The sequence below is a fragment of the Bacteroides graminisolvens genome (genome assembly GCF_963666085.1).
Classification (GTDB): Bacteria; Bacteroidota; Bacteroidia; order Bacteroidales; family Bacteroidaceae; genus Bacteroides; species Bacteroides graminisolvens.
Map to the genome: position 1 here is coordinate 249880 of NZ_OY762556.1, position 20226 is coordinate 270105.

The 20226-nt window shown below is 41.7% G+C and carries 19 protein-coding genes and 1 pseudogene; 16 read left to right on the forward strand and 4 right to left on the reverse strand.

All coding sequences use genetic code 11. The features are described 5' to 3' along the window. Window positions 1-19: 19 nt before the first annotated feature. Window positions 20-610 carry a DUF5715 family protein gene (locus tag ACKPCE_RS01155; protein WP_276966079.1) on the reverse strand — a complete coding sequence of 197 codons (591 nt, stop codon included), beginning with the start codon at window positions 608-610 and terminating at the stop codon, window positions 20-22. Between the two features lie 299 nt (window positions 611-909). On the opposite strand from ACKPCE_RS01155, the gene ACKPCE_RS01160 reads away from it, so the two are divergent. The 16 genes and pseudogenes from ACKPCE_RS01160 to miaA all read left to right on the forward strand — a co-directional run bounded on the left by ACKPCE_RS01160 (window position 910) and on the right by miaA (window position 16327). Further along, window positions 910-1905 carry a PhoH family protein gene (locus ACKPCE_RS01160; RefSeq protein ID WP_024996290.1) on the forward strand — a complete coding sequence of 332 codons (996 nt, stop codon included), beginning with the start codon at window positions 910-912 and terminating at the stop codon, window positions 1903-1905. 19 nt (window positions 1906-1924) lie between these two features. Beyond that, entirely contained in the window at window positions 1925-2866 is a 942-nt protein-coding gene (locus ACKPCE_RS01165; RefSeq protein WP_276993877.1) for a phosphoribosylaminoimidazolesuccinocarboxamide synthase, read from the forward strand. Continuing rightward, window positions 2863-3600 carry a bifunctional demethylmenaquinone methyltransferase/2-methoxy-6-polyprenyl-1,4-benzoquinol methylase UbiE gene (ubiE, locus tag ACKPCE_RS01170; protein ID WP_319503896.1) on the forward strand — a complete coding sequence of 246 codons (738 nt, stop codon included), beginning with the start codon at window positions 2863-2865 and terminating at the stop codon, window positions 3598-3600. Before ACKPCE_RS01165 ends, ubiE begins: the two co-directional genes overlap by 4 nt. Before the next feature lie 18 nt (window positions 3601-3618). After that, entirely contained in the window at window positions 3619-4362 is a 744-nt protein-coding gene (locus ACKPCE_RS01175) for a shikimate dehydrogenase family protein (protein WP_319503897.1), read from the forward strand. Window positions 4363-4380: 18 nt separating this feature from the next. Continuing rightward, on the forward strand, window positions 4381-5334 hold the full coding sequence (locus tag ACKPCE_RS01180) for an alpha/beta hydrolase (RefSeq protein WP_319503898.1): 954 nt from the start codon (window positions 4381-4383) through the stop codon (window positions 5332-5334). A 68-nt stretch (window positions 5335-5402) separates the two neighbouring features. Next, window positions 5403-6320, forward strand: coding sequence for a TPM domain-containing protein (locus ACKPCE_RS01185; protein WP_319503899.1), 918 nt, complete (start codon window positions 5403-5405; stop codon window positions 6318-6320). A gap of 35 nt (window positions 6321-6355) precedes the next feature. Beyond that, on the forward strand, window positions 6356-6937 hold the full coding sequence (locus ACKPCE_RS01190) for a LemA family protein (RefSeq protein ID WP_024996296.1): 582 nt from the start codon (window positions 6356-6358) through the stop codon (window positions 6935-6937). Window positions 6938-7103: 166 nt separating this feature from the next. Continuing rightward, entirely contained in the window at window positions 7104-8270 is a 1167-nt protein-coding gene (locus tag ACKPCE_RS01195; RefSeq protein WP_024996297.1) for an AIR synthase-related protein, read from the forward strand. A gap of 3 nt (window positions 8271-8273) precedes the next feature. Further along, a complete protein-coding gene (prfA, locus tag ACKPCE_RS01200; RefSeq protein ID WP_319503900.1) occupies window positions 8274-9386 on the forward strand; it encodes a peptide chain release factor 1 in 1113 nt (370 codons plus the stop codon). Between the two features lie 21 nt (window positions 9387-9407). After that, entirely contained in the window at window positions 9408-10232 is an 825-nt protein-coding gene (gene pyrF, locus ACKPCE_RS01205) for an orotidine-5'-phosphate decarboxylase (protein ID WP_319503901.1), read from the forward strand. A 45-nt stretch (window positions 10233-10277) separates the two neighbouring features. Further along, window positions 10278-11503, forward strand: a pseudogene (locus ACKPCE_RS01210) (HD domain-containing protein). A gap of 143 nt (window positions 11504-11646) precedes the next feature. Continuing rightward, window positions 11647-12687 (forward strand): UDP-3-O-(3-hydroxymyristoyl)glucosamine N-acyltransferase, encoded by a 1041-nt coding sequence (gene lpxD / locus ACKPCE_RS01215; protein ID WP_276966034.1) that lies wholly within the window; start codon window positions 11647-11649, stop codon window positions 12685-12687. A 3-nt stretch (window positions 12688-12690) separates the two neighbouring features. Next, entirely contained in the window at window positions 12691-14076 is a 1386-nt protein-coding gene (locus ACKPCE_RS01220; RefSeq protein ID WP_319503902.1) for a bifunctional UDP-3-O-[3-hydroxymyristoyl] N-acetylglucosamine deacetylase/3-hydroxyacyl-ACP dehydratase, read from the forward strand. Between the two features lie 9 nt (window positions 14077-14085). Further along, complete coding sequence (gene lpxA / locus ACKPCE_RS01225; protein WP_319503903.1) at window positions 14086-14853, forward strand: acyl-ACP--UDP-N-acetylglucosamine O-acyltransferase; 768 nt, start codon at window positions 14086-14088, stop codon at window positions 14851-14853. Between the two features lie 8 nt (window positions 14854-14861). Further along, a complete protein-coding gene (locus ACKPCE_RS01230) occupies window positions 14862-15422 on the forward strand; it encodes an IS1096 element passenger TnpR family protein (protein WP_276966041.1) in 561 nt (186 codons plus the stop codon). Further along, entirely contained in the window at window positions 15422-16327 is a 906-nt protein-coding gene (miaA, locus tag ACKPCE_RS01235) for a tRNA (adenosine(37)-N6)-dimethylallyltransferase MiaA (RefSeq protein WP_319503904.1), read from the forward strand. Before ACKPCE_RS01230 ends, miaA begins: the two co-directional genes overlap by 1 nt. Here miaA and ACKPCE_RS01240 read toward each other — a convergent pair. Genes ACKPCE_RS01240 through ACKPCE_RS01250 form a run of 3 tightly spaced genes read right to left on the reverse strand, consistent with a single transcriptional unit; the run spans window position 16322 to window position 20221 of the window. Continuing rightward, entirely contained in the window at window positions 16322-17557 is a 1236-nt protein-coding gene (locus ACKPCE_RS01240; protein ID WP_319503905.1) for a carcinine hydrolase/isopenicillin-N N-acyltransferase family protein, read from the reverse strand. The two genes, miaA and ACKPCE_RS01240, sit on opposite strands and share 6 nt — an antisense overlap. Window positions 17558-17595: 38 nt before the next feature. Then, on the reverse strand, window positions 17596-18939 hold the full coding sequence (locus ACKPCE_RS01245) for an alpha/beta fold hydrolase (RefSeq protein WP_319503906.1): 1344 nt from the start codon (window positions 18937-18939) through the stop codon (window positions 17596-17598). Between the two features lie 49 nt (window positions 18940-18988). Continuing rightward, the gene (locus tag ACKPCE_RS01250; protein ID WP_319503907.1) at window positions 18989-20221 is read right to left on the reverse strand and encodes a PLP-dependent transferase; all 1233 of its coding nucleotides are present in this window, start codon (window positions 20219-20221) and stop codon (window positions 18989-18991) included. Window positions 20222-20226: the final 5 nt, after the last annotated feature.

The window sequence follows — 20226 nt, forward strand, 5'->3', positions numbered from 1 at the left end:
AGAAAGAACTGTCAGACTCTTATCTGACAGTAATATGAAAACATCCTTGTTTAAGTTCGTACTTTACATAGCATTTATTGGCTTCGCGCATATCTCTCAATACTTCGGAGAGTACCAATTTTAAGGTGTCGGCACTCACATCCTCAGAAGGGCGGCCATCAGGATCCTCCACTTTTCTAAAACGTTTCCAGCTAACGTCAAAGGTAGTTCCATAAAAATGAGCTGAGTTCTCAGATGCGTTACCATTACGACGACGTAATTTCTTAACGTCATCTTTAGTTCTTAAAACCGAAGTTACAACTATTTTATTCGGATTTAAACCTTTTGATTCAAGCGAATCAAGAAAAACAAGACCGATTGAATCAAGTAAGCTGCTAGCACGAGGAACTAAATAAGGCAACGAGTGAGTCAACGAATCAAGTGAATAGTGCTCATTGTCTCTTATTTCCATCAATTGGCCTTTTAAACTTTCTGCTTTTTCTCTTGAATTAAGAGGTATTATTCCATGCGTACGCGCAGCAACCAGTTGAATATCATTCAAGTCGCCGAAAGAACGCTTATAGCTGATTACACCGTGGATATTCCGAGGATTATTCACCTTTAGTGACATATCTTTTTTCCCACTCGGAAAAATCAACAACGCAATCAGTCCCAAAAACAAAAATAAAAGAAGATAGCCTATCCGGCGATATTTCGGTTTCAATTTTCGCATATCACTATTACTGTTTTCTTAGCGCAAAGATAAGGAAAATGCCATTTATCAGAAATAAGCCGGCAAATTAAATCGATTGTAAATAGATAAAATGTGCCGGCGATTGCTTAAATTTGCAAACGTTTTGGCCGAGCATAATCTACAACCCGGCAAATTATTGTTCGCCGAGAAAACAAATCAACCCTTAAACTCATTTAATGATAGAAAAACTAATTGTTCTTGAGGACATTGATCCTGTTATTTTTTACGGTGTGAATAACGCTAACATACAATTGCTAAAGGCGCTCTACCCCAAATTGAGAATCGTTGCCAGAGGAAACGTAATCAAGGTATTGGGAGATGAGCTTGAGATGTGTGCTTTTGAAGAAAACATTCAGGCTCTGGAGAAATATTGTGCAGAGTACAATTCTCTGAAAGAAGAAGTAATCATCGATATTGTTAAAGGTAACGCGCCGCAGGCTGAAAAAACGGGCAATGTCATTGTTTTCAGTGTAACAGGAAAGCCAATTATTCCACGAAGTGAAAACCAATTAAAGCTAGTTGAAGGCTTTGCCAAGAATGACATGATATTTGCAGTAGGGCCAGCCGGGTCAGGCAAAACCTATACAGCAATAGCATTAGCCGTAAGAGCATTAAAAAACAAAGAAATAAAAAAAATAATCCTTAGCAGGCCAGCCGTTGAAGCTGGAGAAAAACTTGGTTTCCTGCCGGGAGATATGAAAGAGAAAATTGATCCGTATTTACAGCCATTGTATGATGCATTACAAGATATGATTCCGGCAGCTAAGCTGAAAGAATATATGGAATTAAATATTATCCAAATAGCACCTTTAGCATTTATGCGCGGACGTACTCTGAATGATGCAGTCGTCATTTTAGATGAAGCACAAAATACAACGGTTCAACAAATCAAAATGTTCCTCACCCGTATGGGGATGAACACTAAAATGATTGTAACAGGTGATATGACGCAGATAGACCTTCCTCCGTCTCAGACTTCCGGTTTGATACAGGCCATGAAGATACTAAAAGGAGTAAAAGGAATCAGCTTTGTTGAATTGGGTAAACGAGACATTGTGCGCCACAAACTAGTAGAGCGTATTGTTGATGCTTATGAGAAATTCGATAAAGAACAAAAAGCTGCGCGGGACAAAAAAAGAGAAGAAGAAAAGAATGATAACCAGAATGGGTAAATCCTAATTGTAATTGAATATGAAAGCATTAGTAAAAACCGATTTCAACTTTCCAGGACAACAAAGTGTATATCACGGTAAAGTACGTGATGTGTATAACATTAATGATGAACTTCTAGTGATGGTAGCAAGTGACCGAATTTCGGCATTTGATGTAATATTACCTAAAGGCATTCCTTTCAAAGGACAGGTTTTAAACCAAATTGCAGCCAAATTTCTTGATGCAACTGCAGATATTGTTCCTAATTGGAAAATAGCGACTCCCGATCCGATGGTTACAGTTGGCATCAAGTGTGAAGGATTCCGCGTAGAGATGATTATTCGCGGTTATTTAACCGGAAGTGCTTGGCGAGAATATGAAGCAGGATGTCGCAATTTATGCGGTGTAGCTCTGCCCGACGGAATGAAAGAAAACCAAAAGTTTCCCACTCCGATTATCACACCAACAACCAAGGCAGATGCCGGACATGATGAAAACATCTCAAAAGAAGAAATAATCAGCCAAGGTTTAGTAAGCAAAGAAGACTATGAGCTTATGGAAAAATACACCTATGCGTTATTTCAGCGTGGCACCGAGATGGCTGCAGAAAAAGGATTGATTTTGGTTGATACAAAATACGAATTTGGGAAAAAGGATGGTAAAGTTTACCTGATTGACGAGATACATACACCAGACTCATCACGTTATTTCTACGCAGAAGGCTATGAAGACAAATTCGCGCAAGGAGAACCTCAAAGACAACTCTCAAAAGAATTTGTTCGCCAATGGTTGATTGAGCGCAACTTCATGGGTAAAGAAGGGCAAGTTGTACCCGAAATGACCGATGAATATGTAGAATCGGTATCTGAACGTTACATTGAGCTTTATGAACACATTGTTGGTGAAAAATTTAATAAAGCCAATGCCGAAGATGTTGCAGCACGTATCGAAAAAAATGTAACTGAGTTCCTGAAAAAATGAATTATCCACAAGAAAACATCAAGCCTTACGGAAGCGAAGGCAGAAAAGCTCCGCAAGTAGAGCGCATGTTTGATAACATCGCGCACAAATATGACTTGCTCAATCACATGCTCTCCATGGGCATTGATAAATACTGGAGACGCAAAGCCATAAACTGGCTACAGCCTTTTGCACCAAAACAGATTATGGATGTAGCAACCGGAACAGGTGATTTTGCTATTCTGGCGTATCGCATGCTACAACCGGATAAAGTAATCGGTACTGATATATCCGAAGGAATGATGAATGTGGGTAGAGATAAAGTTGAAAAGTACAATCTTTCGAATAAAATACATTTTATCCGTGAAGATTGTACTTCACTATCATTCGAATCCGGTAAATTTGACGCTATAACGGTGGCATTTGGTATTCGAAACTTTGAAGATTTAGATAAAGGGTTAAGAGAAATGCAACGAGTACTGTGTCCCGGAGGGCATTTGGTCATTCTTGAACTGACAACCCCAGAGCACTTTCCTATGAAGCAACTATTTGCCATCTATTCTAAAATAGTTATTCCCACTCTTGGTAAACTCTTATCAAAAGACAAGAATGCCTATTCTTATCTTCCGCAAACCATAAAAGCTTTCCCACAAGGAGAGGTTATGAAAGAAGCAATTGCTAAAGCGGGTTTCAGCGTTGTTAGTTTTGAGAGACTTACCATGGGAATTTGTACTCTTTACACAGCTACTAAATAATTTATAAAACATATAGTCATGCAAAAATACGGTTTGGTTGGTTATCCATTGAAACATTCCTTCTCAATTGGATATTTTAATGAGAAATTCTCTTCTGAAAAGATTGAAGCAGAATATATTAACTTTGAGATTCCTGATATTAATAATTTTCCGGAAATAATCGAAGCGAACCCAAATTTACATGGGCTAAATGTCACTATACCCTACAAAGAAAAAGTGATTCCCTTTCTTGACGAACTGGATAAGCAGACTGCTGCTATCGGGGCGGTTAACGTAATCAAAATCATTCGAAACAAAGGAGGAAAGCCCAAACTGATAGGATACAATTCAGACATTATCGGATTTACTCAATCCATACAACCTCTTCTGCAGTCACACCACAAGAAAGCCTTGATACTGGGAACAGGTGGGGCTTCCAAAGCTGTGTTCCACGGTCTTAAAAACTTAGGTATTGAAGCAAAGTTCGTTTCACGAACCGCACGTTTTGGTATGTTGACCTATGAAGAGCTTAACGCGGAAATTATCAAAGAATATACCGTCATAGTCAATTGCACTCCTGTGGGAATGTATCCCAAAGTAGATGCCTGCCCCGACATTCCGTATGAAGCTATAACTTCCGAACACTTATTATATGACCTCCTTTACAATCCCAATATAACTCTTTTCATGAAAAAGGGAGAGGCCAAAGGAGCCGTTACTAAAAACGGATTGGAAATGCTCTTACTACAAGCATTTGCTGCTTGGGAAATCTGGCAGAAATAAACCAAAACAGCCGCAACTATGAAACGCCGCAATATTCTTTTAATACTAAGCGCACTCATCTTACTGATAGTTGGTGGACTTACCTGGGGAAGTTTCTACATGTTAAATTTTTCTCTTCGTCCTGATGAAAACAAAGAAACTAAGGAAGAATCTCTCGCATATATGTTCCGTGAGTATCCTTACATAAAACCTTGGATAGACAGCTTACAAGAAGCTGGAGCATTGAGAGATACAAACATTTACAGTCCGGCAAACAATGTAAAACTACACGCTTATTATATAAAAGCTTCAAGGCCTACTACGCACACCGCTGTTATTGTACATGGATATACAGACAATGCCATACGAATTATGCAAATTGGCTATATGTATAACCATGATTTGGAATTCAACATCTTATTACCCGACCTTCAGTACCATGGACAAAGTGAAGGGAACGCCATCCAAATGGGTTGGAAGGATCGCTTAGATGTACTGCATTGGATGCAAACCGCAGCACATATTTACGGTGATTCCATCCGTATGGTAGTTCATGGAATTTCGATGGGAGCCGCCACAACCATGATGGTATCGGGAGAACCTCAACAAAATTATGTAAAGTGCTTTGTGGAAGATTGCGGATATACAAGTGTATGCGAGCAATTTAGTAAAGAACTTAAAGAACAGTTTAATATACCGGGTTTTCCTTTGTTGTATGCAGCTAGTTGGCTCTGTCAGCTAAAGTACGGATGGAATTTTCAGGAAGCTTCAGCTCTTGATCAAATAAAACATTGTCATCTGCCCATGCTTTTTATACACGGTGATGCAGATAAATATGTACCAACCTACATGGTAAACAAACTTTTCGAGAACAAACCTGCCCCCAAAGAATGTTGGATTGTTCCCAACGCTGAACATGCAGTTTCTTATAAAGAAAACAAAGAAGCATACACCAAAAGAGTGAAAGAATTTGTAAGCAAATACATATTCTGATTTTTTATTGGCCTAAACTTCCTGATTACATGTTTTTTGAGTAGGTTTGTGTTATTAAATAAATAAAGATGAAACGACTCTTAATCATTCTTACATTTTTCTGCTTATGGCTGCAAGTTCAGTCACAGGAGAACAAGATATATACAGTAGATAACATCCCCAAAGTACACTTGCAAAATAAAACAAGGTATGTTTGTAACCCCGAAGGAATACTTTCGGAAGCAGCCGTTGATTCGATTGATCGGATGCTGTATCATTTAGAAGAACAAACCGGCATTGAGTCGGTCGTTGCAGTTTTACCGTCCATCGGTGAAGTTGATTGCTTCGACTTTTCTCATCAATTGCTTAATTCATGGGGTGTAGGAAAAAAAGGAAAAGATAACGGACTCGTTATTTTGCTTGTTACCGATCAACGCTGCATTCAGTTTTATACCGGTTATGGACTGGAGGGAGTGCTACCCGATGCTATCTGCAAAAGAATACAAACCAAAGATATGATTCCGTACCTGAAAGACCAAGATTGGGATAAGGGAATGGTATCAGGTATAAAATCTACCATATCGCGGTTAGATGGTTCCATGCCTAATGATGCGCAAGAAGAATCTGAAGACGGTGGTGTTTTCTTTTTGTTCATTGCCATTGCCGGTGTGGTACTGGTAGGCGGACTAACTAGCTTATGGGCTATCTGGATTAGTACCAAATGCCCTAAATGCGGAAAACATAAACTTCAGCGAAGCAGTACACAACTCATATCTAAACGTAACGGAGTAAAAACAGAAGATGTTATTTATACTTGCATGAATTGTGGACATAGCATTGTCAGACGTCAACAATCGTATGACGATAACTATCGGGGAGGCGGTGGCAGCGGCGGCCCGTTCATCGGTGGTTTTGGTGGTGGCAGCTTTGGCGGTGGCGGCGGCTTCAGCGGCGGTAGCTTCGGAGGAGGCTCCGGTGGTGGCGGTGGAGCAGGATCACGCTTTTAAAAAATAAATAGTAATAATTAAAACGAAAAGAATATATGAAAAAGTCAGTTATCATTTTAATAGCCGTTATAGCAGTCATTGCCATCTGGGCAGTATCTTCCTATAACGGTATGGTATCCATGGAAGAAAATGTAAGTAACCAATGGGCCAATGTTGAGACACAATATCAACGTCGTTCCGACCTGATTCCTAACTTGGTTAATACAGTAAAGGGATATGCGTCACATGAAAAAGAAACGCTGGAAGGAGTTATTGCAGCACGTTCACAAGCTACGCAAATGAAAGTCGATCCATCGAACCTTACTCCCGAAGCTATAGCTAAATATCAAAAAGCACAAGGAGAGATAGGCGCTGCATTAGGTAAATTATTGGCTATCACCGAGAATTATCCTGATCTAAAAGCCAATCAAAACTTTTTAGAGCTACAAGCACAACTTGAAGGGACAGAGAACCGAATAAATGTAGCTCGTAAAAACTTCAACGATGCTGCTAAAGAGTACAATACTGCTATTCGCAGATTCCCCAAAAACATCTTTGCCGGAATGTTTGGGTTTGAAAAGCGTCCCTACTTCGAAGCTGAAGAAGGAGCAGAAAAGGCACCCAAGGTTGAGTTTTAAAAGAATAATCTTATCTTAAGGTACAAGGAAATGGAGGCCGGTTTTTATAAAACCGGCCTCCATTTCCTGTATTTATGCATTCCTAAATGAGTATCTGACAGAAATAGTTGCCTGTAAACGAAAAATGAAGTAATTTTGCGGCATATACATTAAAAATGTTCCATTCATGAGTAACCAACGATACATGCAACGTGGCGTATCGGCATCTAAAGAAGATGTGCACAATGCCATAAAAAACATCGATAAAGGTATTTTTCCTCAAGCTTTTTGCAAAATTATTCCCGACATACTGGGAGGCGATCCCGATTACTGCAACATTATGCATGCCGATGGTGCAGGTACAAAATCAAGTTTAGCCTATCTTTACTGGAAAGAGACCGGTGATCTCTCAGTTTGGAAAGGCATAGCTCAGGATGCCCTTATTATGAACATTGACGATTTACTTTGTGTAGGTGCCGTAGACAATATTCTGGTTTCTTCAACAATTGGCCGCAACAAATTACTAATCCCCGGAGAAGTTATTTCTGCTATCATAAACGGAACGGATGAACTTCTGGCCGAGCTACGCGAAATGGGAGTTGGCGTTTACGCCACCGGAGGTGAAACAGCAGACGTGGGCGATTTAGTTCGAACCATTATAGTTGACAGCACAGTAACGTGCCGCATGAAACGAAGCGACGTTATTGACAACGCTCAAATTCGTCCGGGAGATGTCATTGTTGGTTTAGCTTCGTATGGTCAGGCCACTTATGAAAAGGAATACAACGGTGGTATGGGAAGTAATGGTTTAACTTCAGCCCGTCACGATGTTTTCGCTAAATACCTGGCACAGAAATATCCGGAAAGTTTTGACGCCGGTGTACCCGATGAGTTAATTTATTCTGGAGGGCTCAGGTTAACAGACGAAGTAAGCGGTTCCCCATTAAATGCCGGGAAACTGGTTCTTTCGCCAACACGTACCTACGCTCCTGTAGTAAAGCAATTATTGGATCAACTTCGCTCTAAAATACATGGAATGGTACATTGTTCGGGTGGTGCTCAAACTAAAATTCTTCATTTCGTAAACGATGTGAGAGTCATCAAAGATAACCTTTTCCCTGTTCCTCCCCTATTTAAAACGATTCAGGAACAAAGCGGAACCGATTGGGCTGAAATGTACAAGGTATTCAATATGGGACACCGTTTGGAAGTATATCTCTCACCCGAAGATGCTGAGACAGTAATTGATATCTCGAAGTCATTCCGGATAGACGCTCAGATTGTAGGCCGTGTCGAAGAAAGCGATAAAAAAGAGTTAATTATTAGAAGTGAATTCGGCGAATTCAGATATTAAAATATGGCAGGAAATAACAGTTTGCTAGAAAAGCTGGAAGGATTAGTAAGTCGGTTTGAAGAGATTTCTACCCTCATTACAGACCCGGCAGTAATAGCCGACCAGAAAAGATATGTAAAGCTCACCAAAGAGTATAAGGATTTGAATGGTTTAATGAAAGCGAGAAATGAATACATTCAAGCCGTTAATACCATTGATGAAGCCAAAGAAATTATATCTAACGAAACAGATCAAGAGTTACGTGACATGGCTCGCGAAGAGTTAGATATATGTCAGAACAGACTTCCTGAACTTGAGGAAGAAATAAAAATATTACTTGTACCTGCTGATCCACAAGATGGCAAGAATGCCATACTTGAAATTCGTGGAGGTACAGGAGGTGATGAAGCCGCTATATTTGCAGGAGATCTCTTCCGCATGTACGCAAAATATTGCGAAAACAAAGGATGGAAAATGGAAGTTTCGAGCTGCAACGAAGGAGCAGCTGGCGGTTATAAAGAAGTTATATGCAGTATTACAGGTGATAATGTATACGGCATCATGAAATATGAATCGGGTGTACATCGCGTACAACGGGTTCCGGCAACAGAAACACAAGGGCGAGTTCATACATCGGCTGCATCGGTAGCCGTCTTACCGGAAGCTGAGGAGTTTGATGTAGTCATCAACGAGGGCGAGATCAAATGGGACACTTTCCGTTCGGGAGGTGCTGGTGGACAAAATGTGAATAAAGTAGAGTCGGGCGTACGCCTTCGTTATGTATGGAAGAATCCGAATACCGGCATACCCGAAGAAATTCTAATTGAGTGTACTGAGACCCGTGATCAACCTAAAAACAAAGAAAGAGCGTTAGCCCGTCTGCGTACTTTTATATACGACAAGGAACATCAAAAATACCTTGACGACATTGCATCAAAACGCAAAACGATGGTATCTACCGGGGACCGTTCAGCCAAGATTCGTACTTACAACTACCCGCAAGGCCGCATCACCGATCACCGCATTAACTATACCATCTACAATCTCGCTGCCTTTATGGAAGGAGATATACAAGACTGTATTGACCATCTAATTGTAGCCGAGAACACAGAACGAATGAAAGAAAGCGAATTATAGGACTATTAAAAGTACAGAATAATGGATAAACAGCAATTATTTGAAAATATTAAACGTAAACAATCTTTCTTGTGTGTAGGGCTAGATACCGACATAAAGAAGATTCCTGAGCACTTATTAAAAGAAGAAGATCCTATTTTTGCTTTTAACAAAGCCATTATTGATGCCACTGCCGATTTGTGCATCGCTTTTAAACCCAATCTGGCTTTTTACGAAAGCATGGGAGTTAAAGGCTGGATAGCTTTTGAAAAAACAATAAAATACATCAAAGAGAATTATCCCGATCAGTTCATTATTGCCGATGCCAAACGCGGAGATATTGGGAATACAAGTGAGATGTACGCTCGCTCATTCTTCGATGAACTGAATATTGATTCGGTAACCGTAGCTCCTTACATGGGTGAAGACAGCGTAAAACCGTTCCTTATCTATCCGGAAAAATGGGTTATATTGTTAGCACTGACTTCTAATAAAGGCTCACAAGATTTTCAACTTACGGTAGATAGCAACGGAGAACAACTCTTCGAAAAAGTACTTAAAAAGTCACAAGAATGGGCTAGTGACGAACAAATGATGTATGTAGTGGGTGCCACTCAAGGTGAAATGTTCACTGAAATTCGCAAGTACGCTCCCAACCATTTCTTACTCGTACCCGGCGTTGGTGCCCAGGGAGGTTCCTTAGAAGAAGTTTGCAAATACGGCATGAATAATATGTGCGGACTGATAGTCAACTCCTCCAGAGCAATCATCTACGCTGACAAGACAGAGCTTTTTGCAGAAGCAGCCCGAAAAGCCGCTAAAGAAGTGCAGGAGCAAATGGCAATAGAGTTGAAACGACTTGTTTGAGCCGTATTCGCAGATACTTAATCCGAGTAGCAGCAATAAAAGACAATGAATAATAAACGAAAGATTATCAACGACCCGGTATTCGGGTTTATAAACATCCCAAAAGGATTGTTGTACGACATTGTGCGACATCCTATTGTGCAACGCCTCAACCGCATCAAGCAAATGGGACTTTCGTTTGTTGTTTATCCGGGTGCCCAACACACACGTTTTCAGCATTCGCTGGGTGCCTATCATTTAATGCAGCAAGCCATCACACAACTCACTGCAAAAGGAAACTTCATATTCGACAGCGAAGCAGAAGCTGTTAAAATAGCCATTCTCTTACATGACATCGGACACGGTCCCTTTTCTCATGTACTTGAAAACACGTTGGTGCACCATGTTTCTCACGAAAAAATATCTTTGATGCTCATGGAACGCATGAACAAGGAAATGAATGGTCAGCTCAGTTTAGCCATTCAAATATTCAAAGATGAATATCCAAAGAAGTTCCTGCATCAAATGGTTAGCGGGCAACTTGACATGGACCGTCTGGATTATTTAAAACGTGACAGTTTTTACACCGGTGTATCCGAAGGCAGTATCGGTTCTGCACGTATCATTGAGATGCTTCAGGTGAAAGATGATCAGCTTGCTTTAGAAGCCAAAGGAATTTATTCCATTGAGAATTTTCTGACTGCGCGTCGCCTCATGTATTGGCAGGTTTACCTGCACAAAACATCAGTGGCTTATGAACGTATGTTGATTAGCGTACTGCTTCGTGCCAAAGAGCTGGCTACACAAGGAACTGAGCTATTTGCTTCGCCGGCCCTTCGTTTTTTCTTGTACAACCATATCGGACCAGAAGAATTTCACAACAACCCAATTGTCTGGAGCACTTTATTCAGCTCGACGACAATGACATTTGGACCTCTTTAAAGGTGTGGGGATCACATCCAGACAAGGTATTGTCAACATTAAGTAACGCCATCATAAATCGGAACATATTCAAAGTGGAAATATCGACCGATCCTATTAGCCCAGAACGCAAAAAGGAATTAACTTATCACATCAGTCAAAAACTAAATATCAGCTTCGAAGAAGCCGGTTATTTTGTCTCTACCCCCAGCATTGAGAATCACATGTACAATCCGGATGATGATAGTATTGACATCATATATCCAGACGGAACGATAAAAAATATAGCAGAAGCATCAGATATGCTTAATTTTTCTATGCTTTCTAAAAAAGTAAAGAAGTATTATATTTGTTACTATCGTTTTGCCTAGGTACTGTAAAATATTCAATGAAGAATAAGGTAATATAAAAAAAAAATCCGTTATTTGCGCCCTGATATGCTGTCGCGAAACAATATGTCTCCGACCCCGAACAGCAAATATAAGGATAGAACTATACAACAAGAAAATATAAAATGGAATTTTCAGCTAAGCAAATAGCAGCATTTATACAGGGTGAAATTCTTGGCGACGAGAATGCAACCGTGCATACATTTGCTAAAATTGAAGAAGGAATACCGGGTGCCATTTCTTTTTTGGCTAACCCCAAATACACCTCTTATATATATACAACACAGTCAAGCATTGTGTTAGTAAACAAAGATTTCATCCCCGAACATGAGATAAAAGCTACCTTAATTAAGGTAGATAATGCCTATGAGAGTTTGGCAAAGCTACTTAACATGTATGAAATGAGCAAGCCCAAAAAGCAAGGAATACATTCATTGGCATACGTATCATCAACAGCGCAGATAGGCAAAAACGTATACATTGGCCCCTTTGCCTATATTGGTGAAAATTGTATTGTGGGAGACGATACATTAATTTATCCACATGCATATCTTGGCGACGGGGTTACCGTAGGGAACCATTGTACTGTTTACTCCAACGTAAGCATATACCACGATTGTCGCATAGGTAATGCATGCATACTACACTCAGGAGTCGTTATTGGAGCCGACGGATTTGGCTTTGCCCCTACTCCTGATGGATATGAAAAAATCCCTCAGATAGGAATCGTCATTCTGGAAGATAGCGTAGAAATAGGTGCCAATACTTGTGTCGACAGGGCTACCATGGGAGCTACCGTCATTCGCAAAGGAGTCAAACTGGATAACTTAATACAGATTGCTCATAATGACGAGATTGGTTCACATACCGTGATGGCCGCACAGGCTGGTATAGCCGGTTCAACCAAAGTGGGAGAATGGTGTATGATTGGCGGTCAAGTAGGACTTGCCGGACATGCCAAGATTGGCGATAAAGTAAGTATTGCTGCTCAATCGGGTATACCGGGAAATGTAGCATCGGGTTCTCAGATAATGGGTTCGCCTGCATTTGATGCCAAAAAGTACTTCAAAGCATCTGTTGCATATAAGAAACTACCTGAAATGTATACAGAGGTCCATGCACTACGCAGAGAATTAGAAGAATTAAAACAACAATTAAATAAGTAAACGATGTTGAAACAAAAAACACTGAAAGATAGCTTTTCGCTAAGTGGAAAAGGTCTTCACACCGGGCTTGAACTCACCGTAACCTTCAACCCTGCTCCAGACAATCACGGGTACAAAATACAACGTGTTGATATGGAGGGGCAACCAATTATAGATGCTGTGGCTGATAATGTTGTGGAAACAACCCGAGGTACAGTATTGGCAAAAGGAGACGCCAGAGTCAGCACAATAGAGCATGGTATGGCTGCCCTTTATGCTTTAGGCATAGATAACTGCTTGATCCAGGTGAACGGTCCTGAATTTCCTATTCTTGACGGAAGTGCACAATACTACGTACAAGAGATTGATCGCGTAGGAATAGAGGAACAGAATGCGGTGAAAGACTTCTACATCATTAAATCTAAAATAGAGTTCCGTGATGAAGCAACCGGTTCTTCCATCATTGTGCTACCCGATGAGAATTTTAGCCTGAACGTACTCGTTTCATATGATTCAACAATCATCCCTAATCAGTTTGCTACGTTAGAAGACATGAGCAAATTCCCTACAGAAATAGCGGCAAGCCGCACTTTTGTTTTTGTTAGAGAAATTGAGCCGTTACTGTCTGCCGGACTGATTAAAGGTGGCGACTTAGATAACGCCATCGTTATCTACGAACGTAAAATGTCTCAGGAAAGTTATGACAAACTGGCCGACGTTATGGGTGTACCCCACATGGATGCCAGCGAGTTAGGATATATCAATCACAAACCACTTGTATGGGCTAATGAATGCGCCCGCCATAAGCTACTCGATGTAATTGGTGACTTGGCACTTATTGGTAAACCCATCAAGGGAAGGATTATTGCCACCCGTCCGGGACACACTGTAAACAACAAGTTTGCACGCCAAATGCGCAAAGAAATCCGCTTGCATGAGATACAGGCTCCAACCTATAATTGCAATGAAGCACCAGTTATGGATGTCAACCGCATACGCGAATTACTGCCCCACCGTTACCCATTCCAATTGGTAGATAAAGTAATCGAAATCGGAGCGAACTATATTGTTGGTGTAAAAGGAGTAACAGTTAACGAGCCCTTCTTCCAGGGACACTTCCCAGAAGAACCTGTTATGCCCGGTGTACTACAGGTTGAGGCGATGGCGCAGGTTGGAGGACTTCTTGTTCTCAACTCAGTCGATGATCCCGATCGTTACTCTACTTACTTCATGAAGATTGACGGAGTTAAATTCCGCCAGAAAGTAGTTCCGGGTGATACGCTCATCTTCCGTGTTGAGCTTATAACACCTATCCGCAGAGGAATTTCTACCATGAAAGGATATGCTTTTGTAGGTGAAAAAGTGGTATGTGAAGCAGAATTCATGGCACAAATAGTAAAAAACAAATAAAATTATAGCATGATAAGTCCCTTAGCGTATATTCATCCCGAAGCAAAAATCGGTGAAAACGTAGAGATTGGTCCTTTTGTATACGTTGACAAGAATGTGATTATTGGTGACAACAATAAGATTATGCCCAATGTGAACATCCTGTACGGATCTCGAATTGGTAGCGGTAACACCATATTCCCAGGTGCCGTCATTGGTGCAGTACCGCAAGACCTAAAGTTCAAAGGAGAAGAAACAACAGCAGAAATCGGTGACAACAACCTGATTAGAGAAAATGTAACAATCAACAGAGGTACAGCTGCTAAAGGCATTACCAAAGTAGGTAGTGGCAACCTCCTGATGGAAGGCGTACACGTAGCTCATGATGCACAAATCGGAAACGGATGCATTATCGGCAATGCAACCAAAATGGCTGGCGAAATTGTGATTGATGACCATGCCATCATTAGTGCAGCTATTTTAATGCACCAGTTCTGTCACGTAGGAGGTTATGTAATGGTACAAGGCGGAAGTCGCTTTAGCAAAGACATCCCACCCTACATCATTGCCGGTCGTGATCCTATCACTTACTGCGGAATTAATATCATTGGCCTTCGTCGCCGTGGTTTTTCAAACGAAATCATAGAGAACATCCACAATACTTACCGTATTATCTATCAAAGCGGTTTGAATATATCGGATGCACTTCAAAAGGTTGAAGCAGAAGTGGAAATGACACCCGAGATTCAATATATTGTTGATTTTGTACGTTCATCAGAAAGAGGAATTATCAAATAATAACAACCATGATATACAGATTTACCATAATATCTGATGAAGCCGATGACTTTGTCAGAGAAATACAGATTGATCCGGAAGCAACGTTTTTCGAATTGCACGAGGCCATACTGAAATCTGTTGATTATAAAGCAGATCAGATGACATCCTTCTTCATCTGTGATGATGATTGGGAAAAAGAAAAGGAAATCACCCTTGAAGAAATGGATGATAACCCTGAGATTGACAACTGGGTGATGAAAGATACCCTGTTGAATGAACTCATTGAAGATGAGAAACAAAAACTTCTTTATGTATTCGATTACATGACAGAGCGTTGTTTCTTTATTGAACTTTCTGAAATCATCACAGGAAAAGAAATCAAAGCAGCCAAATGCACAAAGAAAGAAGGAAATCCTCCCAAACAAACGGTGGATTTTGAGGAAATGGCTCTCACCAACAGTTCTATGGACCTGGATGAAAACTTCTACGGTGACCAGGACTTTGACATTGAAGAGTTTGATCCGGAAGGATTTGAAGGTTTGAACGGAGATACTGCCGGAGGTTCATTCGAAGAAGATCGTCTTTAATGGCAAAAAACCTGCTTGTTATAATAGGCCCTACAGGTGTCGGGAAAACAGAACTCAGTTTACGTATCGCTGAAAACTTCGGTTCCGAAATTGTATCTGCAGATTCCCGGCAGCTGTACGCCAATCTCAAAATAGGCACAGCCGCCCCAACCCCTGAGGAGCTGCAACGGGTTCCTCATCATTTTATAGGCACATTGCAATTAACAGACTACTACAGTGCCGCCCAATACGAAGAAGATGCTTTAAAATTACTTGATCGTTTATTCCAAACAAAGGACGTAGTCATTCTGACAGGAGGTTCCATGATGTACGTTGATGCCGTTTGCAAAGGAATCGATGACATCCCGACTGTAGATGAAGAAACCCGCAAGACTTTGCTTGAACGATATGACAAAGAAGGTTTGGAACAATTGTGTGCCGAGTTAAAATTGCTTGATCCTGATTATTATAAAATTGTAGACCTTAAGAACCACAAGCGCGTTATTCATGCGTTGGAGATATGCTACATGACCGGAAAAACCTACACCTCATTCCGCACACAAGAAAAGAAAACACGTCCCTTCCGCATGATAAAGATTGGGCTGATCCGCGATCGTGAAGAACTTTACGCCCGTATCAACCAACGTGTCGACATCATGATGGAACAAGGACTGCTTGATGAAGTCAAACAGGTATACCCCTACCGACAACTTAATTCACTGAACACCGTAGGATACAAAGAGCTATTCAATTACCTTGACGGTGAATGGGAACTCCCTTTTGCCATAGATAAAATCAAGCAAAACTCACGAATCTATTCACGCAAACAGATGACTTGGTTTAAACGCGACGAAGAAATACGCTGGTTTCACCCGAATCAGGAAGAAGACATCCTGACTTACATCAAACAGAAGATTCAATTATAAATCAAACAACTCCTTGTATTTGAGTGCAATAAAATCATCGAGCTCCCTGTACAAGAGAGCCTGATCCGCTGTATCAACGAATCCGTTTTTGCGCCAACCTTCCAGTTTGGTTGCCACCCGTTGAAAAACAGCATCCTCAACTGGCTCCAACAACTGCATATATCCCTTGCCTGCCTTGTTAAAAATCAGTTCCCAATTAAAATAACGTTCGCTTCCCAGACCCTGAGTATATGAAAAAGCCCGATCTCTCAGTGTAACCGCCCTGTCACACAAAGGCGACAGTTTCGTTCCGGCATTACGAGCCAATAAAGCAGGCAACTGCTCAGAAGCACCTTTTACCCAAACCGGTACCACAACACTAGCCGGCGGATACCCTAAAACCGTCCACATGGTAGTAAGCTCCGCATTCTCGCCAAGCTTCACACCTTGAACAACCACCGAACAAGAAGTACTTTTACGTGCAATAAAGTCCTGATCAACAAACCACCCTGAAGTCTTAGGACGGTTAAAATCTCCACTTTTGAGATCAATGCCAAGCAATGAATTAGTAAACGAACGAGCTAATTCTTTAAATATCCACGAAGGCGTTATCTGTTTCGTTGCCGAAGCCGGCATTAATATCTTATCTTCCTGCATGTAACGAACATACCCAGCACCGTTGTTCACCTCGCCGGCAAATGAGAAATTGGTTCGTGCTATGTATCCGTAAGGCGCATCCTTGGGATTGTTCACATCATACATCGTATATTTGTAGTACCCCGTTTCAAACATAGCCGCACCCCCTTTGGCGTCAATCACCCCAAAATTAGCTTCCGTAAGTGAAGGCTTCTTGATTGAGTCAAGGAAATGTTTAAAATCCTCTACTGTAGCACATACCTCCAATGCCAGTTTCATGATCCGGCCGTTGTCCGATCCTCTATCCTCCCCCTTCTTAACCTTTTCCAGATTGTACGACTGAGTGTTCATAATAGAAAAGCCAGCAGAATTGGTACCAATCCATATATCCCTGGGATTCTTTTCATTGCTGTTTATAATTGCAACAAAAGAGAAACGTTTCCCCGAAAAATACATCACACTGTTTTGTGCCGTATCCGTATCCCTTTGTTTCCACAACAGCGGTCGCCCGTCGGGAGTAATCTTACCGGATATAACAGCCGATGTACATGCCCACGTGTGATTGCATACAAAAGCCAGCAAAATGAAAAAAGCCACAAACAAATTTCGTTTCATAAATAAGCATTTTTAGAAATTAAACGTAGCAGGAAAATTTATTTAAGAAGTCCGGTTACCACCCAGCAGGCAACATCGTTCATCACATAATCAGGAATAGAATCAGACTTCATGTATTCGCCGGGCGTTGATTTTCCTACGCCACGCTGGTATAAGTGATTCAGTTCAGGATACGATTTCAGGAAAACATTCCTTCTTTTCTGCAAGGCCGACTTCCATAATGAAAAGTCGTTCATAGTAACCTGATAGTCGCGCTCACCTTGCAACAACAACATCCTTAACCGCAATTTGGCAACCGTTTTAAGCGGATTATAATTGTGAGCAAACACCCAATAACTTTCAGACGCATTCATGGGGCCTCCCAACTCAGCATTAAACTTTCTGGTACCCGCCACTTTCACATTATCAACCTGCTTCTTCAGCTGTTGCAGCTTATCAGCCCCGTATTGATTATTCCCCGGCAAAGTCGATAGATAAGTGACCTGTTCCCAAATTAAATCCTCCATCGGACGGGCGGCTGCCGAAAGCATGATAACGCCCGCCAACCGATTGTGAGCTTGTTGAGCAATTAACGGAGCCAAAGTAGCCCCCAGACTATGTCCCAGAATATATACCTTTGTCGAATCAACCGACGCATGCCCTCGCGCCCAATCGATAGCCGCCAAAGCATCCTCCACCGTTTCATCCATGAAAGTACCCTTTCCCGCAACCGATTCCCAAGAAGAAGGATAAACCAATGTACGCTTATCGTAGCGCACCACGGCCACTCCCCTTAACGCCAACTCATGCGCCAACTCCCTGAATGGTTTATTGGGACCTATCGATTCATCCCGATCATTCGGTCCCGAGCCATGCACTAAAATCACCACAGGCACCTTCTTGCCCGCCTTAGGCAAAGTCAATACAGCAGGCAACTTATACTTTCCGGAAATCAGTTCAAAAGAAGACTCCGCCATCTTATCATTGTTGAGCAGATTATCGGTAGTGGATTTAGCGGCCGGAGTAGCCGGAACAAACCGAACCGTATTAGCCCTACCGTCCTTGTTGAAAACGGTAAAAAATCGCAGGGCCGAACGTTCAAACCGCACATCACAATAATAAACCGTCATGTCGCCGTTCGTGGAAGTTCCCCAAGGACCTTTCGATTGAAACGATCCAAATTGCGCCTCCAGCTGTTTAGGCGTTTCACTAAAAACAGCCGGTGCAATTTTAGAACGAATATCTTCCGTCAGACGAACATGCACACTATCCCCTTTGCCATCCATCAAAAAGCGAAACAATTCCTCAGCCTTGGCCTTTCCATCCTGAGCCATAACACAGCCACAATCTCCAATCAGCAAAGCAACCGAGAGCAGCAACTTAAACAAATAGTTTTTTTTCATATACGTCAGAGATTAAACTTAACACCAAAGAAATACAAATATAGAAAAATCAACCAAGAGCCTGCTTTATATCTTCTAATAAATCATCCGGACACTCAAGTCCCACAGAAAGACGAATCGTTTTATCGCTTACATCCATGCTCATGCGTTGTTCGGGCGAGAACGAACCATAAATAGTACTAGCCGGATGAATGGCCAATGTTTTGTTATCGAATAAGTTCGTTGCCCGGCGAATCAGCTTCAACCGATTCATGAAACGAAAGCAATCCTCACGTGAAGCCAGATCGAACGTAAGCATGGCCCCCGGTAAGCTACCAAATTGTTCTTTGCTGATCAGATAAAAAGGATTCGACTCCAATCCCGTATAGTTAACCGACTCAATACCGCCCAAATCTTGCAAGCCGCGGGCTAGCTGCAAACAAGAACCAGCCTGTCTGGCATACCGCACCTCCATTGTTTCCAATCCCAGCGTTTGCATGTAAGCCACCTGGGGAGTCATATAAGCCCCCAAATTCCGGTGAATTTCCTTTCTTAATTTCGTAGCAAAAGCCGCCTTACCAAAATCACGGCTCATGCCCGCCAATTTCTGCGAGCGACTCCAATCAAATGAGCCATAATCAACAATTAGTCCGCCGATGCTGGTCGCCCCACCCGAAATATACTTCGTGCTCGACACAATTTCAATATCTACCCCAAACTTATCAGCCTGAAACACATGAAAAGGCACAACCGTTGTGTCGGCAATCAACGGTACCCCTTTCTCGTGAGCAATGGCAGCCAACTTCTTCAAATCCGCCACTTCCAGTTGAGGATTGGTAATCACCTCCAAAAAAAGAGCACAAGTATGTTCATCTACCTGTGCCCGTACCTCATCCATATTTGTTAAATCACAACAACGGCACTCTACCCCGAAAGCAGCCAACGTATTCTTCAGAAAAGAATAAGTATTGCCAAACAAGTGAGACGAAGTAACCACATTGCTTCCTGCATAAGCCACCGTAATAAGCGCATTACTGATGGCAGCCATGCCCGAGTTCAGTGCCGTGACTCCTAAAGCCCCCGTTACGCTGCGTATGCAATTCTCAAAATGTTGTACTGTAGGGTTTGTGATGCGTGAATAAGCATGATCTGCCGTCCGACCGCAAAAGGCAGCCTCCATAGCCTCAGCCGTTTCAAACTCATAAGCCGCCGTGTTATAAACCGGCATAGCCAATGCTCCATACACATCCTCCCTTTCATAAGAAGTATGTAAAACCCGTGTTTCAAAACCTTGTTTCTTCATTCCGT